The 19,279-nt window shown below is 72.6% G+C and carries 20 protein-coding genes; 16 read left to right on the forward strand and 4 right to left on the reverse strand.

Annotated features, from left to right (window positions below; translation table 11 throughout):
* Positions 1–31: 31 nt before the first annotated feature.
* From EDF63_RS09005 to EDF63_RS09015, 3 genes are all read left to right on the forward strand, one after another.
* Complete coding sequence (locus EDF63_RS09005) at positions 32–1,600, forward strand: UDP-N-acetylglucosamine 1-carboxyvinyltransferase (protein WP_185021349.1); 1,569 nt, start codon at positions 32–34, stop codon at positions 1,598–1,600.
* A gap of 147 nt (positions 1,601–1,747) precedes the next feature.
* Positions 1,748–2,869: a DUF475 domain-containing protein gene (locus EDF63_RS09010; RefSeq protein WP_123312700.1), complete on the forward strand. Its 1,122-nt coding sequence runs from the start codon at positions 1,748–1,750 to the stop codon at positions 2,867–2,869.
* A 68-nt stretch (positions 2,870–2,937) separates the two neighbouring features.
* Entirely contained in the window at positions 2,938–4,518 is a 1,581-nt protein-coding gene (locus EDF63_RS09015) for a Na+/H+ antiporter (protein WP_123313120.1), read from the forward strand.
* Here EDF63_RS09015 and EDF63_RS09020 read toward each other — a convergent pair.
* Positions 4,505–5,068 (reverse strand): DoxX family protein, encoded by a 564-nt coding sequence (locus EDF63_RS09020; protein ID WP_123312701.1) that lies wholly within the window; start codon positions 5,066–5,068, stop codon positions 4,505–4,507. The two genes, EDF63_RS09015 and EDF63_RS09020, sit on opposite strands and share 14 nt — an antisense overlap.
* Before the next feature lie 152 nt (positions 5,069–5,220).
* On the opposite strand from EDF63_RS09020, the gene EDF63_RS09025 reads away from it, so the two are divergent.
* Positions 5,221–5,574 (forward strand): cupin domain-containing protein, encoded by a 354-nt coding sequence (locus EDF63_RS09025; RefSeq protein ID WP_123312702.1) that lies wholly within the window; start codon positions 5,221–5,223, stop codon positions 5,572–5,574.
* A 59-nt stretch (positions 5,575–5,633) separates the two neighbouring features.
* Here the strand turns inward: EDF63_RS09025 and EDF63_RS09030 are convergent, their stop codons facing one another.
* On the reverse strand, positions 5,634–6,482 hold the full coding sequence (locus EDF63_RS09030) for a universal stress protein (protein WP_123312703.1): 849 nt from the start codon (positions 6,480–6,482) through the stop codon (positions 5,634–5,636).
* A 138-nt stretch (positions 6,483–6,620) separates the two neighbouring features.
* On the opposite strand from EDF63_RS09030, the gene EDF63_RS09035 reads away from it, so the two are divergent.
* The gene (locus EDF63_RS09035) at positions 6,621–9,017 is read left to right on the forward strand and encodes a phosphoketolase (protein ID WP_260233071.1); all 2,397 of its coding nucleotides are present in this window, start codon (positions 6,621–6,623) and stop codon (positions 9,015–9,017) included.
* A gap of 15 nt (positions 9,018–9,032) precedes the next feature.
* On the opposite strand, the gene EDF63_RS09040 is transcribed toward EDF63_RS09035, so the two are convergent.
* Positions 9,033–9,809, reverse strand: coding sequence for a universal stress protein (locus EDF63_RS09040; protein ID WP_123312705.1), 777 nt, complete (start codon positions 9,807–9,809; stop codon positions 9,033–9,035).
* 229 nt (positions 9,810–10,038) lie between these two features.
* Here EDF63_RS09040 and EDF63_RS09045 point away from each other — a divergent pair, with 229 nt between their 5' ends.
* The 9 genes from EDF63_RS09045 to EDF63_RS09085 all read left to right on the forward strand — a co-directional run bounded on the left by EDF63_RS09045 (position 10,039) and on the right by EDF63_RS09085 (position 17,582).
* The gene (locus EDF63_RS09045) at positions 10,039–10,914 is read left to right on the forward strand and encodes a universal stress protein (RefSeq protein WP_185021351.1); all 876 of its coding nucleotides are present in this window, start codon (positions 10,039–10,041) and stop codon (positions 10,912–10,914) included.
* Entirely contained in the window at positions 10,914–11,774 is an 861-nt protein-coding gene (locus EDF63_RS09050) for a universal stress protein (RefSeq protein ID WP_123312707.1), read from the forward strand. The genes EDF63_RS09045 and EDF63_RS09050 overlap by 1 nt, the downstream gene beginning before the upstream one ends.
* 181 nt (positions 11,775–11,955) lie before the next feature.
* Entirely contained in the window at positions 11,956–13,665 is a 1,710-nt protein-coding gene (locus EDF63_RS09055) for a GAF domain-containing protein (RefSeq protein ID WP_123312708.1), read from the forward strand.
* Positions 13,662–14,306 carry a response regulator transcription factor gene (locus EDF63_RS09060; RefSeq protein WP_123312709.1) on the forward strand — a complete coding sequence of 215 codons (645 nt, stop codon included), beginning with the start codon at positions 13,662–13,664 and terminating at the stop codon, positions 14,304–14,306. The genes EDF63_RS09055 and EDF63_RS09060 overlap by 4 nt, the downstream gene beginning before the upstream one ends.
* 139 nt (positions 14,307–14,445) lie before the next feature.
* Positions 14,446–15,105 carry a hypothetical protein gene (locus EDF63_RS09065; protein WP_123312710.1) on the forward strand — a complete coding sequence of 220 codons (660 nt, stop codon included), beginning with the start codon at positions 14,446–14,448 and terminating at the stop codon, positions 15,103–15,105.
* Positions 15,106–15,170: 65 nt separating this feature from the next.
* Entirely contained in the window at positions 15,171–16,235 is a 1,065-nt protein-coding gene (gene adhP / locus EDF63_RS09070; protein ID WP_123312711.1) for an alcohol dehydrogenase AdhP, read from the forward strand.
* Positions 16,232–16,498: a hypothetical protein gene (locus EDF63_RS09075; RefSeq protein WP_123312712.1), complete on the forward strand. Its 267-nt coding sequence runs from the start codon at positions 16,232–16,234 to the stop codon at positions 16,496–16,498. Before adhP ends, EDF63_RS09075 begins: the two co-directional genes overlap by 4 nt.
* On the forward strand, positions 16,495–16,977 hold the full coding sequence (locus EDF63_RS09080) for a pyridoxamine 5'-phosphate oxidase family protein (RefSeq protein WP_123312713.1): 483 nt from the start codon (positions 16,495–16,497) through the stop codon (positions 16,975–16,977). The genes EDF63_RS09075 and EDF63_RS09080 overlap by 4 nt, the downstream gene beginning before the upstream one ends.
* Before the next feature lie 149 nt (positions 16,978–17,126).
* Positions 17,127–17,582, forward strand: a complete 456-nt coding sequence (locus EDF63_RS09085) for a BON domain-containing protein (RefSeq protein WP_123312714.1) — start codon at positions 17,127–17,129, stop codon at positions 17,580–17,582.
* A 23-nt stretch (positions 17,583–17,605) separates the two neighbouring features.
* Here EDF63_RS09085 and EDF63_RS09090 read toward each other — a convergent pair whose 3' ends face one another.
* Positions 17,606–18,448, reverse strand: a complete 843-nt coding sequence (locus tag EDF63_RS09090; protein WP_123312715.1) for a universal stress protein — start codon at positions 18,446–18,448, stop codon at positions 17,606–17,608.
* A gap of 158 nt (positions 18,449–18,606) precedes the next feature.
* Between EDF63_RS09090 and EDF63_RS09095 the strand changes: the two genes are divergently transcribed.
* Complete coding sequence (locus EDF63_RS09095; protein WP_123312716.1) at positions 18,607–18,942, forward strand: BON domain-containing protein; 336 nt, start codon at positions 18,607–18,609, stop codon at positions 18,940–18,942.
* Complete coding sequence (locus EDF63_RS09100) at positions 18,908–19,279, forward strand: BON domain-containing protein (protein WP_123312717.1); 372 nt, start codon at positions 18,908–18,910, stop codon at positions 19,277–19,279. The genes EDF63_RS09095 and EDF63_RS09100 overlap by 35 nt, the downstream gene beginning before the upstream one ends.

The raw sequence follows: 19,279 nt of genomic DNA on the forward strand, positions 1-19,279 counted from the left end.
TTTATCTCATGAGCGTGTTAGCGTGGCGCGCATGACCGACACCACCACCGTCGTCTCGCCGGCATCTCCGGCGACCGCAGCACCACTCCGCGAGGTCGGCGCCCTCATCCGGGGCGCCCGCAAGGGCCGCAGCATGACCCAGGCGCAGCTCGCCGAACGCGTCGGCACCAGCCAGAGCGCGATCAACCGCATCGAACAGGGTGGGCAGAACCTGTCCCTCGAGATGCTCACGCGCATCAGCGACGCCCTCGACCAGCAGATCGTCTCGATCGGCGGCGCCCCGCAGCGTGCACACCTGCGCGTGCAGGGCGGCCGGAAGCTCAGCGGCTCCATCGCCGTGAACTCGAGCAAGAACGCGGCCGTCGCACTGCTCTGCGCGTCGCTGCTCAACCGCGGCGTGACCCGGCTGCACAAGGTCGCCCGGATCGTCGAGGTCGACCGCATCATCGACGTGCTCCGCAGCCTCGGCGCGAGCGTCACCTGGTCCGAAGACGGCGAGACCCTCGAGATCGTCGCCCCGTCCGACCTGCGCCTCGACGCGATCGACGCCGACGCCGCCCGCCGCACCCGCAGCGTCCTGATGTTCCTCGGCCCGCTCAGTGGCCGGTACGAGTCCTTCCGGCTGCCGTACGCCGGCGGCTGCGACCTCGGCACCCGCACGGTCGAGCCGCACCTCATCGCCCTGCGTCCGTTCGGCGTCGACGTCGAGGCGACCTCCGGCTGGTACGAGGTCGGCGTCGCGAACCAGGACGTCCCCACCAAGTCGGTCGTCCTCACCGAGCGCGGCGACACGGTGACCGAGAACGCGATCCTCGCCGCGGCAGCCCGCGACGGCGAGACCGTCATCCGCAACGCCAGCCCCAACTACATGGTGCAGGACCTCTGCTTCTTCCTCGAGCTGCTCGGGGTGCAGATCGAGGGCATCGGCACGACGACGCTCCGCATCACCGGCAAGAGCCGCATCGACGAGGTCGTGGACTACTGGCCGAGCGAGGACCCGGTCGAGGCGATGAGCCTGCTGACCGCGGGCATCGTCACCGACTCGACGCTGACCGTCACGCGTGCGCCGATCGAGTTCCTCGAGATCGAACTCGCGACCCTGGCCGAGATGGGCCTGCGCTTCGACGTCACCGAGGAGTACGCCGCCGCCAACGGCCGCACCCGCCTCGTCGACATCACGGTGTACCCGTCCGAGCTGCACGCACCGATCGACAAGATCCACGCGATGCCGTTCCCCGGTCTGAACATCGACAACCTGCCGTTCTTCGTCGTCATCGCGGCCATGGCCGAGGGCACCACGCTCGTGCACGACTGGGTGTACGAGGGCCGGGCGATCCACCTGCTCGACCTGACCCGCCTCGGCGCGAGCGTCACCCTCCGCGACCCGCACCGCCTCGACGTCACCGGTCCGACGCACTTCTCCGGCGCCGAGATCAGCTGCCCGCCGGCCCTCCGCCCCGCGGTGGTCATCCTGCTGGCGATGCTCGCGGCGAAGGGCGAGAGCGTCCTGCGCAACGTGGGCATCATCGCCCGCGGCTACGAGCAGCTGCAGGAGCGCCTGAACTCGCTCGGCGCGTCCATCGAGACGTTCCACGACTGAGGCGACCGCCCACCCGCGTGACCTGACGGCCCGTCCCCGCAAGTGGGGACGGGCCGTCACCCGTTCTGCGCGGATCGACCCGTGCCTCCAGGCTGATGCGCAGGAGCGCTCCACCACCCACCCAGGCGACCGGTGCTGGATGGGGTGATGGCCACGAGATCGCTCTTGACCGTCCCCCTGCTCACCACGGTCGCGGCCGCCGCCGCGGCCTGGTTCGTCCTCGGCCCCGCCGCCGCCCTCGCGTTCGTCGCGCTCGCGCTCCTCGAGATCGCGATGGCCGCCGACTCGTCGGTGCCGATGGCCGGCATCGCCGGACGACTGCACTCCCCCGCCCGCCGACTGTTCCTGTCGCTCGGCATCGTCGCGGGCGTCCTCGCGATGCGCCTGCTCCTCCCGCCGGCGGCGGTCGCCGTCGGGGACGCGACCGACCCGGCGAGCTCCGTGCAGGAGGCCGTCTTCGCCCCCGGGTCGTTCTCGGCGCACCTCGCCGAGGTCCGCCCCGGCCTCGCCGCCTTCGGCGCCGCCTTCATTTGGCTCGTGTTCGCCGAGTACCTGTTCAACACGGACCGTGCGTCGCGCAGGTCCTGGCTCGGCCGCCTGGAGGCCCGGCTCGCCGCCGTCGCGCGGCCTCGCGTCTGGTCGCTGGTCACCGCTGCGACGGGGGTCGCCGTGACGGCTGCGCTCGTCGGCGTCGACCGCGCGTGGTCGCCGGGGGCCGTGCTGCCGGTCGTGCTCGGTGGTGCGGCGGGCGTCGCCGCGTACCTCGGGTCGAAGCGCGTCGCCGCCTGGGCGCTCGACGGGGTCGGGTCGGACACCGCGTCGATCGGGGTCGGGCGGGGCGTCTGGCGGATCCACGCCTACGCGTCGACGGTCGTGTTCGAGCGGGGGCTCGTCGTGTTCATGCTGTTCGAGATCCTGGACGGGGTGTACAGCCTGTCGGGCTCGGGCACGCTCGGCGCCGACGGGCTCGGAGCGCTCGAACAGGCCGCGGTCGCGGTGGCGGCGATCGGCGTCGGCGCGGTGTTCCTGGCGCGCCTGACCTCACGGTTGGACGAGGCCGCCGGGCTGAAGCGGTTGCGCTACCTGAAGGCCGGGGCGGCGTACGTGCTGGGCGTGCTCGCGGTGCTGCTCTGGGCGAGCCTGCTCGTGCCGATCCCGGGTGTCGTCGTCGGGTGGTTCGGCAGCGTGGTGATCGGCTCGGCGCTCGCGAGCTCCCTGCCGTGGCGGGCGTGGTGGCGCCGGCTGTCCCGGCGCCCGCACCCCGTCTGATCACGCGCCTGGAAGGATCCACCGGGGATCGGCGTTGACTTGCGAGTCGGACGACGATCGGAGTGCACGTGCTGGGTCCTGAACTGGTGGTCGTCCTCGGCCTGGCCATCGCGCTGACGGCGGGGATCGCGGACCGGATCCGGGTGGCCCCGCCGGTGTTGCTGCTCGTGTTCGGCGCCGCGTTGGCGTTCGTGCCGCAGTTCGCCGACGTCGAGCTGCCAGCCGACGCCGTCCTGCTGCTGTTCCTGCCGGCACTCCTGTACTGGGAGAGCCTGACCACGTCGCTGCGCGAGATCCGGAAGAACCTGCGCGGCATCGTCCTGATGGGCACGCTGCTCGTGGTGGTCACCGCCGGAGCGGTCGCGGTGCTCCTCCACCTGCTCGGCCTGCCCTGGGGACCAGCATGGGTGCTCGGCGCGGCGGTCGCCCCGACCGACGCGACCGCGGTCGGCGTGCTCACGAAGATGCTGCCCCGCCGCAACGTCACCGTCCTGCGGGCCGAGAGCCTGGTGAACGACGGTACGACCCTCGTCGTCTACGGCATCGCGGTCGCCGTCACGGTGGGGACGCAGGAGCTCACCTTCTGGGGCGTGTCGGGGATGCTCGTCCTGTCCTACGTTGGCGGGGTCGCCGCTGGCCTCGCCGCCGCGTGGGTCGGGACGCTTGTGCTGCGCCGGGTCGACACCGTGGTGCTCGAGAACCTCGTCACGTTGCTCGTGCCCTTCGGCGCGTTCCTCGCGGCCGAGGCCATCGGCGCGTCCGGCGTACTCGCCGTCGTGGCGGCCGGCATCGTCGTCAGCCAGGTCGGCCCGAAACTCGACCGGGCCGAGACCCGGCAGCAGGTCCGGGCGTTCTGGTCGTTCCTGACGTTCCTGCTCAACGGCGCGTTGTTCGTCCTGGTCGGCATCGAGGCGATGGTCGCGGCCCGGGCCCTCACTCCACCCGAGCTGCTCCGCGCCGCCGGGATCGTGCTCGCCGTCGCGGTGGTGCTCGTCGTCGTGCGGTTCGCCTTCCTCAACGCCGCAGGCGGCACCGTCTGGCTCGTCACGCGACGCACCGGCGGCGCACCGCGCGAAGGGCACCGCGACCGGCTCGTCAGCGGCTTCGCGGGCTTCCGCGGTGCGGTGTCGCTCGCGATGGCCGTCGCCGTGCCGCGCATGCTCGAGTCCGGCGCGGACTTCCCGGACCGCGACCTCATCGTCTTCGTGACGGCGGGCGTCGTCGTCGTCACGATCGTCGGGCAGGCCCTCGTGCTGCCGGCGGTCCTGCGGCGGGCAGCGCTGCCCGAGGACGAGTCGGTCGGCGAGGAGCGCCGCTTCGCGGAGCGGACCGCGATCGAGGAGGCGCTCGACGCACTCCCCCGGCTCGCACGGTCCACGGGCGCCGACCGGGCGACCGTCGAACGCGTCCGCAAGGACTACGAGGCGCACCTCGACGTCATCCAGGCACGCGAAGAGGACGACGACGAGCACCCGGCACTGCAGCGGCACGACTCCGCCGTCGCGCTCGAACTCGCCCTGGTGCAGCACAAGGCCGCGACCCTGCTGCGGCTCCGCGACTCGGACGAGATCGACGACCTGGTGCTCCGGCAGGTCCGCGCCGGCTACGACGCGGAAGAGGCACGGTTGGGCGGCATCACGCCGGCGTGACGCCACCGTCCGCGTCGTCGGCGGCCGCAGCGTCGGACGCGAGCGCCTTCCGACGCTGCGCGACCTGGACCGCGATCGCGACCGGGATCGCGGCGAGGGCGACCGCCCGCAACCACGGGCGGTCGAACACGTGCCGCGTGGCGTGGTCCAGCGACACCGGACCGGGGCCGCCGAGCGCGAACATCGCCGCCGAGAAGCCGAGGAACGCCGGGAACTCGAACCCGCCGTCGGCGTTGAAGAAGCCGTTCGGGGTGTGCACGCTCGACGCGACGCCCATCGTCGTCGCAGCTCCCGCGCCGGCGATCGGGGTGGCGAGTCCGAGTGCCAGTGCGGCGCCGGAGCCGGCCTCCCCGATCCCGGCCAGGACGGCGTTCCGTTTGGCGGGGCGGAACCCCATCGCGTGCATGCCCTGCGCGGTGCCCTCGATGCCCCCGCCGCCGAAGGCGCCGAAGAGCTTCTGGGAGCCGTGCGAGACGAGGACGGCTCCGAGGGCGATGCGGAGCAGCGTCTTGGCGGTGACCGAAGCGGTGCTGGTGGTGTGCGAGCTCATGCGGCAGACCGTACGCCTCGTACGCAGGGTTGATCAGCCGGGAGCCGGGAGCCGGAGCGACGTGGAGCAGGCGTGCCGTCCTGGCGAGAACAGCGCACCATGGTCGGAAGCCGCCCACGGGCGGACACACACGGACGGAAGCGAGCGCGACCATGGACACGGACGATCCCCTGGAGACGGACCCTCAGCACTACCGGCTGCTGTGGGAGAACCAGCACGTGCGTGTGCTCGACTACACCGACGCGCCGGGCGACGAGACGCAGGTGCACCACCACCCGGACAGCGTGATGGTGACGTTGACGGCCTTCGACCGCCGTCTCACCATCGACGACCGCAGTCGTGACGTGACGCTCCCCGCCGGCACGGCCGTGTGGCTCGGAGCCCAACGCCACTCCGGGCGGAACAGCGGGACGACACCGACGCACACGATCCTGGTCGAACTCAAGGACCTGCCCGAGAGCGGCTCGGGATCCGACACGCTCGGTCCCGCGGCCCAGACCGTCTGAAGCAGCGGCGGAAGCGGACCTCGACCCTGCCGCCATCGGGGCCCGTACCGCCGCCGGGTTCACGCTCGCGGCGTGTCACCGTCCGGCGGTACCACGCAGACCGGGACCGACGCCCGGTGCAGCAGTGCCTCGCCGACGGACCCGGCGAGGAAGGCTCCCAGTGCTGAACGGTGCCGTCGACCGACCACGACGAGCGAGGCCGTGGTGGCAGCGCGCAGCAGCACGTCGGATGCCGTGCCCTGCCGCAGTTCGCCACGCATCCGCAGATCCGGGCGCGAACGGCTCACCGCACGGATCGCGGCATCGAGCTCGAGCTGTCCCTCGTGCTCCCACAGCGGCCGGTCACGCGCGAGGTAGACGCGACCGAACGGCGAGACACTCGTCGGCGGCTCCCACGCGCGGACGAGGACGAGTCCGTCTCGACGCCCCTCGGCCCTGCCGGCGGCGAACGCCAGCGCGCCCGCGGCGGTCCGGCTGTCGACGCCCACGACGACGGCGTCACGGTCCGCCGAGGACGACGGCCGTTCCGGGACGACCACGACGGGTGTGGTCGCGTGCGCGACCACACGTTCCGCCATCCGACCCGTGATCGCCGCCCACAGCCGGTCGGTCCGTCGCCCGCCGAGCACCAGGACGTCGGACACCGTCGCGTCGACCAGCAGCCGGGCGAGGGTCGGCCCGCTCACGACGTGGCGCTCGACGCGCAGGCCCGGGTGCCGGCTCCGGAGGCGGCGCTCGGCGATCGCCAGCCGGCCGGTCGATCGCTCCGGTGACTCGCCGAACAGTTCGTGCACCGTGAGGAGCCGGACGGCATCGCCGTCGCCGACGTTCCCGTCGACCCAGTCGAGCATGTTCCACGCGGCCTCGGACTCATCGACGGCAACGGTCCAGCGAATCGGGTCGGGCACGGTCGGTCCTCTCGTCGCACGATGTGACGACCGTGCGCGCGATCGCACTCGGGACCGCAGGGCTTTGGTCCCCCGGTGACCAGCAGGACGGAAGGCCCTGTCCGGTCGGCGCTCGCCGTGCCACGGTCGCGTCGACCGGTGCGGGCACGCCGCCCGGCGAGGACGAGGAGCGCCTGCATGGACGACACGACGATCGAACAGGTCCACCGGTGGTGGCGTGCCGCGAACTACCTCGCCGTCGGGCAGATCTACCTGCTCGACGACCCGCTGCTCCGGCGCCCGCTGACCCCCGACGACGTGAAGCCGCGGCTGCTCGGGCACTGGGGCACGACACCTGGCCTGAACTTCGTCCACGCGCACCTGAACCGGGTCATCCGGGAACGGGCCGTCCGCACGCTGTTCGTCTGCGGCCCGGGACACGGCGGACCGGCGGTGGTCGCGAACGCCTGGCTCGACGGCACGTACAGCGAGCTCTACCCAGCGGTGTCCGCCGACGAGGACGGCATGCGGCGGCTCTTCCGGCAGTTCTCGTTCCCCGGCGGCATCCCGAGCCACGCGGCACCACAGACCCCGGGATCGATGCACGAGGGCGGCGAACTCGGGTACTCCCTGTCGCACGCCTACGGCGCGGCGTTCGACGACCCGACCCTCCTGGTGGCGGCGGTCGTCGGTGACGGCGAGGCCGAGACCGGCCCGCTCGCGACGAGCTGGCACTCGAACAAGTTCGTCGACCCGCTGTGCGACGGGGTGGTGCTGCCGATCCTCCACCTGAACGGCTACAAGATCGCGAACCCGACGGTCCTCGCCCGGATCCCCGAGGACGAACTCGTCTCCCTGATGCGCGGGTACGGACACCAGCCGTTCACCGTCTCCGGCGGGTTCGACGGTGAGGACCCGCACGCGGTGCACCGCCGGATGGCCGAGACCCTGGACGTCGTGCTCGACGAGATCGCGCGGATCCGTGAGGCCGCGCGAACCGGGACCCTGCAGGGGCGCCCGCGCTGGCCGATGATCATCCTGCGCACACCGAAGGGCTGGACCTGTCCCCCGGTCGTCGACGGCGAGCCGGCCGAGGACAGTTGGCGGTCACACCAGGTCCCGCTGTCGGATCCCCGGCACTCGCCCGAGCACCTCGCCGTCCTCGAGGAGTGGATGCGCTCGTACCGTCCCGAGGAGCTGTTCGAGGCCGACGGCTCCCCCGCGCGTGACATCCGGGCGCTCGCACCCGACGGCGATCTCCGGATGAGCGCGAACCCCGTCGCGAACGGTGGTCTCGTCCGCACGGACCTGCGGATGCAGGACTTCCGTGACCATGCGATCCCGGTGGAGACCCCCGGTGCCACCTCGACCGAGCCCACCCGCGTGCTCGGGCGCTGGTTCGCCGACGTCGTCCGCACGAACCCGTCGACGTTCCGGGTGTTCGGGCCCGACGAAACCGCGTCGAACCGGCTGGACGCCCTGTACGATGTGACCGACAAGCAGTGGGACGCCGAGGTGCGTCCGACGGACGAGCACCTCGCCCCGCACGGCCGGGTCATGGAGATGCTCAGCGAGCACCAGTGCCAGGGCTGGCTGGAGGGCTACCTGCTGACCGGGCGCCACGGGGTGTTCGCCACGTACGAGGCGTTCGCGCACGTCGTCGACTCCATGCTCAACCAGCACGCGAAGTGGCTCGCCGAGAGCCGACGGATCCCGTGGCGACGCCCCGTCGCGTCGCTCAACTACCTGCTGTCGTCGCACGTCTGGCGCCAGGACCACAACGGGCTCTCGCACCAGGATCCGGGGTTCATCGACCACGTCATGAACAAGCGTCCGGAGGTCGTCCGGGTCTACCTGCCGTTCGACACCAACACGCTGCTCTCGACGTTCGACCACTGCCTGCGATCCGTCGACCAGGTCAACGTCGTCGTGGCGGGGAAGCAACCGACACCCGACCTGCTGACTCCGGACGAAGCGGTCGCGCACTGCACCCGGGGCCTGGGGATCCTGCCGTGGGCCGGCACCGAGGTCGCGGGCGAGGAGCCGGACGTGGTCCTGGCGTGTGCCGGCGACGTCCCCACGCTCGAGGTCCTCGCCGCGGCGTCCATCCTGCGGCGCGAGGTGTCGGCGCTGCGGGTACGGGTGGTGAACGTCGTCGACCTCATGCGACTCACCTCGCCCGAGCAGCACCCGCACGGCATGCCGGACCAAGCGTTCGACGCCCTGTTCACCCGGGACCGTCCGGTCGTGTTCGCGTTCCACGGCTACCCGTGGCTCATCCACCGGCTCACCTACCGCCGCGCGGCGAACGCCGACATGCACGTCCGCGGCTACACCGAGCAGGGCACGACGACGACCCCCTTCGACATGCTCATGCTCAACGACCTGGATCGCTTCCACCTCGTCCTCGACGTCCTGGACCGCGTCCCGGGGCTCGCGGTCCGCCACGCCGGACTCCGCCAGCGGATGCAGGACGCCCGGCTCGAGGCGCGCGCCTGGACGAGGAGCCACGGTGAGGACCTCCCCGCCGTCGCCGGGTGGCGCTGGGACGGGTGACGCGCACCGGCCCGGTCAGCGGACGACCGCGACGGCGGTCCGGGAGGCGCGGATCACCTGGTCGACGACGGGCCCGGTCCGCCCGCGGTGCGCGCCGGCCCCCAGGACCAGCAGGCCGGCACCGTCCGCCGCCTCGACGAGTCGACGGGCCACCGGCCCCTCGACGAGCTCGCGGTGCACGTCGAGGTCCACCAGGCCGAGCAGCGCGTCCTCGACGTGCTCCTCGAGTTCCTGGAGTCGGCGGTGGCGTGCTCGATCGACGTCGGCCGGATGCCCTGGAGGTGACCACACGGTGACCGTGCGCAGCGTCGACCCGGTGCGTCGTGCCTCCTGGCCGGCGAAGCGCAGTGCCGCCTGTGCGTCGGACCCGGGTGCCACGCCGACGACGACCCCGTGTCCGGCCGGGGCGTCCGCCGGGACGGCGACGACGGTGCAGGGCGCGGCATCCACCAGCTGCGCGGCGACGGACGGACGCGCGCCGGCGGCAGCCGGGACCACGTCGTGCCCGACGACCAGGAGACAGCCCGCGTCGACGGCACCGAGCAGCACGGCGACCGGACCTCCGCGGTGCACCTCGACGGCGACGTCGACGCCGGGAGCGTGTGCGCTGTTCGTGACACCGGTACGGACGCTGCCGTCGGCATCGCTGAGTGCCGGCGCTGAGCGGTCGTCCGGGACCGCGTGCACGACGACGAGCCGCTCGACGGTCCCGCCCACCCGGGTCGCCGCCCAACGCAACGCGGCGCGCGAGCCAGCCGAGCCGTCCCAACCCAGCACGATCCTCGTGGTCATGGTCGACCGCCTCTCCGGAAGCCGCAGTGTGCCGCCGCAGGCACCTTGCGACGAAGCGCACGACCGGCACAGTGGCCTTGGTCCTGCGTGCGTCGGCGCTCTCCGGATCCGGCCGGGTGCGGGACCTAGGGCCCTGCCGGCGAGGCGGCGGAGCGCCGTAGCGTCCGGTCATCCGATGCGGCGCGAGCCGCAGGCGACGCACGGTGCGCCGCCGCGAGAGGGAGCGATCATGACCGCCTACACCGTCGCCATCGACAACACGGTCGCCGGTTGGAAGACCGTCGACTGGACCGGGGACACCGTCGACCCGGCGACCGACAGCGTGCGACTGCTCACCGTCAGCGAGTTCTACGGCGAGGCCCTGACGCGGTCGGAGAACCGTCTGGCGGCAGCCGCGGAGCGACTGCGCACCACGCATCCCGGACTGGCGGTCACCCACGACGTCACCGGCGGTCCGACGGCCGATCGCCTGGTCGCGGACGCGGTCCTCGGGGACGTGCTGGTGATCGGTGCACGACAGGCGCACACGATCGCGGCCGCGATCACGGGTCGTGTCGCGGAGCGGGTGGTCGCGCACGCGACGACCCCCGTGATCGTGGTCCCCGAGCAGTGGGAGCGTGCCGACGGCCCCGTCGTCGTCGGTGTGGACGGGCGATCGGCGGCATCGGCGCTCGCCTGGGCCGCGGACGCCGCGCAGCGTCGCGGGCGGGAACTCGACCTCGTCCGGGCCTGGGCGGTGCCGATCGCGATGGCCCCCTACGCGAACATCTACCTCGAGGAGGACCGTGCGCTCTGGTCGAACGAGGCCGACATCGAGCTCCGCGCTGCGATCCGAGCCGTCGGGAACGCCCATCCCGGCTTGCGGGTGGACGGGTCCTCGGTCGAGGGGCAGCCGCGCGAGGTCATGCTGCAATCGTCGCGGGGAGCGTCCCTCGTCGTCGTCGGCCGTCGGCACCGGACCGCCATGGGTGGATTCCTGGCCGGCTCCGTCGGCGAGCACCTCATGCACCACGGGCACGCCCCGGTGTGCGTCGTCCCGCAACCGCGGCGCCGCGCGGAGGACTCGGACCGGGTGGCTGAACCCGCACACGCCGAGGTCGGCTGATGCACGACGGGAACGTGGTCACGACCGAGCGCATCGTCGTCGGCGTCGACGACCACGACGCCAGCGACCGCGCGGTCGACTGGGTCGCGGTGCGCCGGGTGATCCCGGGCAGCACCGTCGAGATCGTCACGGTCTCGAACGGGTACGGCGGCGACGTGACGGGGCTCGACGACCGGCTCCGCCGAGCCGCGGATCGGGTCACCGCGGCGCACCCCCGGATCGACGTCACGACGGCGACGCTGTTCGGTGCACCCGACCGCATGCTCGTCGAGACCGCTGCGACAGCCGACCTGCTCGTCGTCGGCTCCCGGCGCCAGCACCGTGTGCGCACCGCGCTCGACGGCTGGATGCCGGAACGGGTGCCCACCATCGCCACCGGACCGACCGTGGTCGTGCCCGAGGACTGGCGGCCGACGAACGGCGACGTCCTCCTCGGGGTCGATGACGAGAACGGCGACAGCGCGCTCCGGTTCGCCGGGGCCCAAGCGGTCCGCGACCATCGTCGGATCAGCCTGGTCCGGGCGTGGAAGGCCCCGGTTCCGGCCCGGGTCGGTGGCCTGAGCGTCCTCGAGGACCCGAGACTGCTCGAGGAACACGCACGGTCCGTCCTCGTCGACGCGGAGCGCCTGCTCCACATCCGGTTCCCGGGCCTGCAGCACCGCCCGGTGCTCGAGGAAGGCGACCCCGCCGAGGTGCTCGAACGCCACGCCGCCGACGCGTCCCTCATCGTCCTCGGCCGGCACCACCGCTCCACGCTCGGCGGACTGTTCTTCGGTTCCACCGCGCACGACCTCATCACCCGGTCGCGCACCCCGGTGTGCGTCGCGCCGCTGCGGACGCCCACACTCGACGGTCGATGACAGCGCCCACGCGACCGGGACCGATGGGACCTTGGTCCCTACGTGCCCGCACACGGCGCCCGCTACCGTCGGTGCCGTTCGGAGCGGAGCCGCTCCCGCCCAGGACCCGAACCGGTCGGGAGCGGCACGTCACGAACAGAGTAGGTTCGGCAGCGACTCCGCAGGGAAGGGGTGCACGCCGATGGCCGATGACCTCGTCTTTCCCGACGGCCCCCGATCCGCCCTCGAGAGCACGATCGAGGAACTCGTCGACCGCGCGCAGGCGGTGCTCCGGACCCAGGGCCGCCTGCGCGACCTGCTCGCCGCGAACCGCCGCATCGTCGAGCACCTCGACCTCGAGGACACCCTGCGTGCCGTCGTCCGAGCCGGAGTCGAACTCGTCGGCGCACAGTACGGTGCACTCGGGGTGATCGCCCCCGACGGCACCGCACTCGAACGGTTCATCCACGTCGGCATGGACGCCGAGCACGTCGCCCGCATCGGCCACCCACCGCACGGCGACGGACTCCTCGGGGTGGTCGTCCGCGAGCACACGGCGATCCGGATCGACTCGATCGCGGCGGACCCCCGGTCCACCGGCTTCCCGCACGGGCACCCGCCGATGCGGGGCTTCCTCGGGGTGCCGGTCCGTGTCCGCGACACCGTCTACGGCAACCTCTACCTCGCGAACCCCGCCCGCGGTCGGTTCACCGCCGAGGACGAAGAGCTCGTCGAGGCGCTGGCGGCCACGGCCGGGGTGGCGATCGACAACGCTCGGTTGTTCGACGAGGCGCGGCAACGCGAGCGATGGACCACCGCCGCGGCCGAGGTCTCGGCAGCCCTCGTGGGTGACGAGACGCTCGAGGACGTCCTGACCCTGATCGCCGACCGGGTCATCGCCTTCGTCGACGCGGTCCTCGTCAGCGTCGTCGAACCCCGCAGCGACCCGACCACGATCCACGTCGCGGTCGCCGTCGGCACCGGGGCGGCCGACGTGCAGGGTCGCGAGTACGCCGCGGCCGGCTCGTTGGGCGGCCGTGCCATGGCCTCCGGGACCGTCATCGCGGACCCGACCGGCGCCGAACTGCCCCGGTACGACTGGGCACCGCCGCTCGGCCCCACGCTCGCCGTGCCCCTGCGCGACGGAGGCGCCGCCCTCGGAGCGCTCATCATCTCCCGCGGCCCGGGAGCGCGGCCGTTCTCGGTGAACGAGGTCGCGATGGCGGACGAGTTCGGGCGGCAGACGAGCGTCGCCCTCGCCGTGGCACGCGGCCGGAAGGTCCGTCGCCTCCTCGAACGTGCCGAGGACCGCGGCCGCATCGCGCGTGACCTGCACGACCACGTCATCCAACGGCTGTTCGCCGCGGGGCTCTCGCTGCAGGCGACCGCTCAGCGCGCCCCGGACGAGCTGCGTGAGCACATCGACGACCAGATCACGATCATCGACGAGGCGATCGGTGAGATCCGCACCGCGGTGTTCGCCCTCGAGACGCCTGAGCGCCACCAGCCGCGCTCGACGCGCGACCGCTTGCTCGACGTCGTCGCGGAACTCGGTCCCGCACTGACGACCGCACCGCGGATCAGCTTCTCCGGCCCCGTCGACACCGTCCTCGTCGGCGAGCTGGCGCACGACGTGGTCGCGGTCGTCCGCGAGTCGCTCGCGAACGTCGCACGCCACGCCGCGGAGGCGAGTTGTCGCATCAGCGTCGGCGTCTCGGACGGTACGGTCCGGGTCGAGGTCGACGACGACGGTCTCGGGCCGGGCACCCGCGAACGGCGCAGCGGGACGGCCAACCTGGCCGCCCGAGCACGCCTCCGCGGCGGTGCGTACGACCTGGAAGGGCCCCCTTCCGGCGGCACACACGTCGCATGGACGGTGCCGATCGATCCCCAGGGAACGGACCGACCATGACGACACGCGTGTTCCTCGTCGACGACCACGAGATCGTGCGTCGTGGCGTCGCGGACCTCATCGACGCTGAACCGGACCTCGAGGTCGTGGGCGAGGCCGGCACCGTCCGCGACACCGTCGGTCGGGTCGCTGCGACGCTACCCGACGTGGTCGTGCTCGACGTCCGCCTCCCGGACGGCAGCGGCATCGACGCCTGCCGGTCGGTCCGCTCGGCGTTCCCCGACATCGCCTGTCTGATGCTGACGGCGTACGACGACGACCGCGCGATGCAGGCCGCGATCCTCGCGGGTGCGGCGGGGTACGTCGTGAAGGACATCCGCGGACAGACGTTGCTCGAGGACATCCGACGGGTCGCGGCAGGACGGCGGCTGCTGCCGGCCGCGAGCGTGCCGGCGACGGTCGAGCGACTGACGAAGGACGTCCGCGACGACGTGCCCGACCTCACCCTGCGCGAACGGCAGGTCCTCGAACTCATCGCCGGTGGCCTGACGAACCGCCAGATCGGCGACCGCCTCGGACTCGCCGAGAAGACCGTCAAGAACTACGTGTCCGGACTGCTGGCGAAGCTCGGACTCGAACGACGGACGCAGGCCGCCGTCTACGGCGCCGACCACGGCGTCCGGAATCACCGGCGCCCCTGAGGGTGGGCCGCGCGCCCGTCTCGCGCGGTTCCTGCGCGGCCGGCCCTACGGGCCCGGTCGCAGGACCATCGGCCCTGACGGAGCACCTTCGCATCGGTCATCGTTGCCCTTCCGCTGATCGTCCGAGGGGACCCGACCCATGACCACGACGCTCCAAGCGACCGTTCCGGGCGCGCACCCGGCTCGGTCCCGACGGCAACGCACCGCAGCGCGCGCAGCCTGGGCGTCGTGCACCGACCACGAGCGGGCTGACCTCCTCGCCCGGTGCAGCGGCATCGCGGTCGCCAGGACGATCACCCCGATGCGTGACGGGTTCGTTCCGCCTGGCGACGCGAACGACACGGCGGACGTCCCAGGACGGTGCGACCAGATGCTGCAGGACATCGCCGTCCACCTCGGGCGGCGTGCCGAGGAGCACACGCACGTCGGTGGGCTCCGGACCGAGCTGGTCGTCGACGACGGCTTCCCGCTCGACCTGGCCACCGTGCACCTCGGCGCGGCCCTCATCGGCGGCGAGGCCGTCGTCCTGGGACTCACCCGACACGTCGACGTCGGCGCGCTCCGGTACTTCCGTGGCCTCGCGACGCTGCTGCCCGGTGGGATGCTCCACGTCACCCTCGGGGAGCGCTTGGTCCAGGGCGGGACCGACCGCAGCGTGTGGCTCTCACCGACCTGCATCACGGACCGCTCGCCCGTTGCCCTGGGACTCGCGAGCGCGATCGTGTCCATGGCGGTGTCCCGTGGAGCCGATGACGGGACCTCCGACCCTGCGCCGCCGGCGGTGCCTCGGTCATCGTGACCGTGCGAGCGCCGACACGGCGAGGGGCACGGCGTCCCGTCCCGCGTCCACCGGAAAGGCCGACCATGCAGGCAGCAGTCGTCCACGCTCTCGGGCAGCCACTCGTCGTCGAGGAACGCCCGATCCCCGATCCAGGACCCGGGCAGGTACTCGTCCGCATCGAGGCATCGGGACTGTGCCACACCGACATCCACGCGGCGCGCGGCGACTGGCCGGTCCGTCCGACGCCCCCCTTCGTCCCGGGACACGAGGGGGTCGGCGTCGTCGAGGAGCTGGGCGCAGGCGTCACCGAGCTGCGGATCGGCGACCGCGTGGCGCTCCCCTGGCTCGGACACGCATGTGGCGCCTGTCGGTACTGCATCGACGGCCGCGAGACCCTCTGCGAGCACCAGCAGAACACCGGCTACTCGGTCGACGGAGCCTTCGCCCAGTTCGCGGTCGCAGACGCCCGCTACGCCGTCCCCGTGCCCGCCGGCGTCGACCCCTGGGACGCCGCGCCACTCACCTGCGCGGGCGTCACCACCTACAAGGCCCTCAAGGTCGCACACGTCGCGCCGGCCGAGACCGTCGCCGTGTTCGGTGTCGGTGGTCTGGGACACCTGGCCGTGCAGTACGCACGGGTGTTCGGTGCCCAGGTGATCGGCGTCGACGTCGAGCCGGAGAAACTGCAGCTCGCTCGCGACCTCGGCGCCGACCACACCGTCGACGCGTCGTCCGGCGACGCCGCGGCACAGGTCCAGGAGCTCGGCGGTGCCGACGTCGCGGTCGTGCTCGCCGCGTCCGCGTCGGTGTTCGAGCAGGCCTTCGCATCCCTGAAGCGCGGGGGGCGGCTGGTGTGCGTCGCACTGCCGGCGGACGGCACGATGTCGATCCCGATCTTCGACACGGTGCTCAAGGGCATCTCGATCATCGGGTCCATCGTCGGCACGCGGCAGGACCTCGCCGAGGTGTTCGCCCTGCACGCTGCCGGGCGGACCCGTGTCGTGTCGGTCCGCCGTCCGTTGGGCGACGTGAACGAGTCGATGGCGGACGTCCTCGCCGGGCGGGTTCCCGCACGGATCGTCTTCGAGCTGCCGACGATCGACCGGGAACCGCTCGTCGCCGGGCCGGCGGAACAGGCCCGACCATGACGGCGCAGCCGGTCGGCACGGCGGATCGTTCGCTCGATCCGGCCGAGTGCTGGGCGCTCCTGGCGAGAACGTCGTCCGCTCGTCTGGTGCACCACACCCCGTCGACCGTGTCGGTGATCGCCGTGGACCGGCGGGGCAAGCGGATCACGGTCGAACTCGGCACCACCGTGTGCCGACGCACGGACACGCTCCTCGAGGTCGGTGGCCTCGTCTTCACGTCGGACGCGCGACGCAGCGCCGAGCGAGGGGTGGTGGCGGCATGACCCCCTCGGACGCGGCGGGTACGCCGGACGGGGTACCGACCCGTGACGAACTGCCCCTGCCCGCGATGGCGACGCCGGACGTCCCCACGGTCGACGAGCTCGTCGTCGCCCTCGATCCCGACCAGTGCTGGGAACGGCTGCACCGGTCGCGCACCGCACGCGTGGCGTTCCGGACCGAGGACTCGCTCGAGGTCATCCCGGTGAACTACGTCGCCGAGGTACGCCGACTGGTGTTCGCCACCTCCAGCGCGAGCATCCTCGGAGCGGTGCACGACGGTCGCGAGCTGGTGATGGAGGTCGACGAACACGACGGCTGGACTGCCTGGAGCGTCGTCGCGAAGGGGACGGGGCACCAGCCGGACACCCGTCACGTCACCGCGCAGCGCCTCCGGTCCATGCTCCCGACCCCGAAGCGGGCCACGGTCGTCCTCGAACCCACGTCGATCACCGGACGGCTGTTCGACCAGGCGGCGCCGTGAGTCGCGTCGTGGACGTGACCAGCGTGACGGACGGGAGGCGCGGTGCGGGCCCGCACCGCGCCTCCCGTCCGTCACGACCGAGTCGGGCGCTCGTGGTGGCGGGACCTTGGACACTCGGCGCCGGCACCGGCGCCCCCGACGATGGCTGCATGGACACCCGGGCTCCGCACCACGAAGCACCGTCGACCGTCCGAGGTCGGCTCCTGCAGGCCTGGTCCGCGGAGCGTTCCCTCGACGCGAGCACCCTCGACGCCACGGTCCGCGACGGTCGCGTCGTGCTGACCGGTGACGTCGGCTGCCACAGCGACCGGGTCACCGCGGTCGGGCTGGCCGAACAGGCCGCGCCCGGACTCGCGGTGGAGAACCGGATCGTCGTGCGCGGGTACGACTGCGACCCGGACGAGACGGACGCAGCCGTCACCGCACGGGTGACGAACGGGATCACCCTCGCTGTGCCGACGGCCGCCGTCGCACCGCGGGTGCTCGACCACGTCGTCACACTCTCCGGTGCGGTCGGGTCGGACGCGGATCGCCGCTCGGTGCACGCCGCCGCCGCGAGGTGTCCCGGCGTGCACTTCGTCGTGGACCTGCTCGTCGTCACCTGACGGTGCCAGCGGGTGCTGCCCGGTCAGACGGGCGGGACCGGGACGACGCACAGCGCGGTGCTCGACTCGGCCATCAGGTCCTGCGCCACGGAGCCGAGCACCGCACCGCCGAAGACGGAGCGGTGCCGACGCCCGACGACGACCAGCCCGTGGTGCTCCGCGGCGGACGCGACGGTGGACCCGGCGGTGCCGTGGAGGACCTCCGAGCGGACGGCCAGCTCCGGTGCGACCGCGGTGATGCGCCTGACCACGTCGTCCAGGACGTGTTCGGCGCTCGTGCGTTCGGCGATCGGGGACTCCGAGGCCGAGGCGAGCACCGGTTGCCCGACCGGGGCAGGCTCCAGCCACGTGTGCACCACTCGCAGGACCGCGCCGTGGCGCCGGGCCTCGCCGATCGCGAAGTCGACGACCTGCGGAGCGGTGTCGGCGTCCACCGCGAGCACGACGTCAGCGTCGAGCAGTCCGGCCGGCCAGTCGTCCGGGACGATGACGGTCGGCACGGGCGACGCGCCGGCGATCCGGTCGGGCAGGAGCCCGGTCAGCGCTGACTGCAGCCGCCGACGTCGATGGCTGCCGACCACGAGCAGGTCCTCCGCGCGGGCGTGGGCGACGAGTGCGTCCAGGATCGGTTCCGGTGGTGCCGCGAGCTCCACCTCGGTGCCCGGCGCGGACACCACGATCAGGGACCGCCCGGCGACGAGACGGTGGTGGGTCCAGGTCTCCTCGGGCTCGAGCGGGTCGACGGCACGCACGATCCGGACCCGACACGGGTGCCGCGCCGCACGTTCTGCCACCCAGCGGAGAGCGGACCAGCTGGCCTCCGTGTCGTCGATGCCGATCGTGATCCGTTCGACCTGCTCGTGCATCGCCCACTCCGTCCGGTTGCTCGGGCGCTGGCCCGTGCCGGTGACCGTACGACGCCGGCCACCGGATCGCCGAGAGACGAAGGTCCCACCGTGAGCGATCCCCGACTGCGGGACGTTGGACCGTGGTGGTCACGTGTCGTTCTCGCGAACCTGGCGCCATGACTGACGACACCGTGCACCACCGTCCGGACGCCGACGTGAAGAGCGATGTGGAAGAAGAGCTCGACTGGACACCGGGACTCGAGGCAGCAGGGATCGGCGTCGCTGTCGAGCACGGCGTGGGGACCCTCACCGGCCAGGTCGGGAGCCACGCCGAGCGCGTGCAGGCCGGCAGGGCCGCGCTCCGTGTGACCGGAGTGCGCGGCCTCGCGGAGGAGCTCGGCGTCCGGGGACCGAACGTCCGCACCGACGCCGACGCCGACCTCCGCCGTCCGTGCTGCGCTCGACTCCGACGCCACGGTGCCGTCGGAGACCGTCGACGTGCAGGCCCGTGACCAGATCGTCACGCTCACCGGTTCGACCCACTGGTACTTCCAGCGACTCGCGGCCGTGCGCGACGCGGAGCGCGTCGATGGAGTGCAGTTCGTCCTCGACCGGCTGGAGCTCACGCCGCGCCCGAGCGCTCCGGACACCGCGCAGCGGATCCGGCAGGCGCTCGTCCGGAACGCTGAGCTGGACGCGGACCGGATCCAGGTCGGCGTGGTCGGCACGACAGTGACCCTCTCCGGGTCGGCACGGACCTGGGCCGAACGTCGTCAAGCGGAGATCGCAGCCTGGCGTTCACCGCACGTGACCGAGGTCGAGGACCGCGTCGTGGTGGAGAACGCCTGA

Origin of the sequence: Curtobacterium sp. JUb34, from assembly GCF_003755065.1 — a bacterium.
Taxonomy (GTDB): domain Bacteria; phylum Actinomycetota; class Actinomycetes; order Actinomycetales; family Microbacteriaceae; genus Curtobacterium.

Coding starts and splice junctions, on each gene's coding strand:
- EDF63_RS09005 (WP_185021349.1), top strand. CDS start 32: ATGACCGACACCACCACCGTCGTCTCGCCGGCATCTCCGGCGACCGCA.
- EDF63_RS09010 (WP_123312700.1), top strand. CDS start 1,748: ATGGCCACGAGATCGCTCTTGACCGTCCCCCTGCTCACCACGGTCGCG.
- EDF63_RS09020 (WP_123312701.1), bottom strand. CDS start 5,068: ATGAGCTCGCACACCACCAGCACCGCTTCGGTCACCGCCAAGACGCTG.
- EDF63_RS09025 (WP_123312702.1), top strand. CDS start 5,221: ATGGACACGGACGATCCCCTGGAGACGGACCCTCAGCACTACCGGCTG.
- EDF63_RS09040 (WP_123312705.1), bottom strand. CDS start 9,809: ATGACCACGAGGATCGTGCTGGGTTGGGACGGCTCGGCTGGCTCGCGC.
- EDF63_RS09045 (WP_185021351.1), top strand. CDS start 10,039: ATGACCGCCTACACCGTCGCCATCGACAACACGGTCGCCGGTTGGAAG.
- EDF63_RS09050 (WP_123312707.1), top strand. CDS start 10,914: ATGCACGACGGGAACGTGGTCACGACCGAGCGCATCGTCGTCGGCGTC.
- EDF63_RS09055 (WP_123312708.1), top strand. CDS start 11,956: ATGGCCGATGACCTCGTCTTTCCCGACGGCCCCCGATCCGCCCTCGAG.
- EDF63_RS09060 (WP_123312709.1), top strand. CDS start 13,662: ATGACGACACGCGTGTTCCTCGTCGACGACCACGAGATCGTGCGTCGT.
- EDF63_RS09065 (WP_123312710.1), top strand. CDS start 14,446: ATGACCACGACGCTCCAAGCGACCGTTCCGGGCGCGCACCCGGCTCGG.
- adhP (WP_123312711.1), top strand. CDS start 15,171: ATGCAGGCAGCAGTCGTCCACGCTCTCGGGCAGCCACTCGTCGTCGAG.
- EDF63_RS09075 (WP_123312712.1), top strand. CDS start 16,232: ATGACGGCGCAGCCGGTCGGCACGGCGGATCGTTCGCTCGATCCGGCC.
- EDF63_RS09080 (WP_123312713.1), top strand. CDS start 16,495: ATGACCCCCTCGGACGCGGCGGGTACGCCGGACGGGGTACCGACCCGT.
- EDF63_RS09085 (WP_123312714.1), top strand. CDS start 17,127: ATGGACACCCGGGCTCCGCACCACGAAGCACCGTCGACCGTCCGAGGT.
- EDF63_RS09090 (WP_123312715.1), bottom strand. CDS start 18,448: ATGCACGAGCAGGTCGAACGGATCACGATCGGCATCGACGACACGGAG.
- EDF63_RS09095 (WP_123312716.1), top strand. CDS start 18,607: ATGACTGACGACACCGTGCACCACCGTCCGGACGCCGACGTGAAGAGC.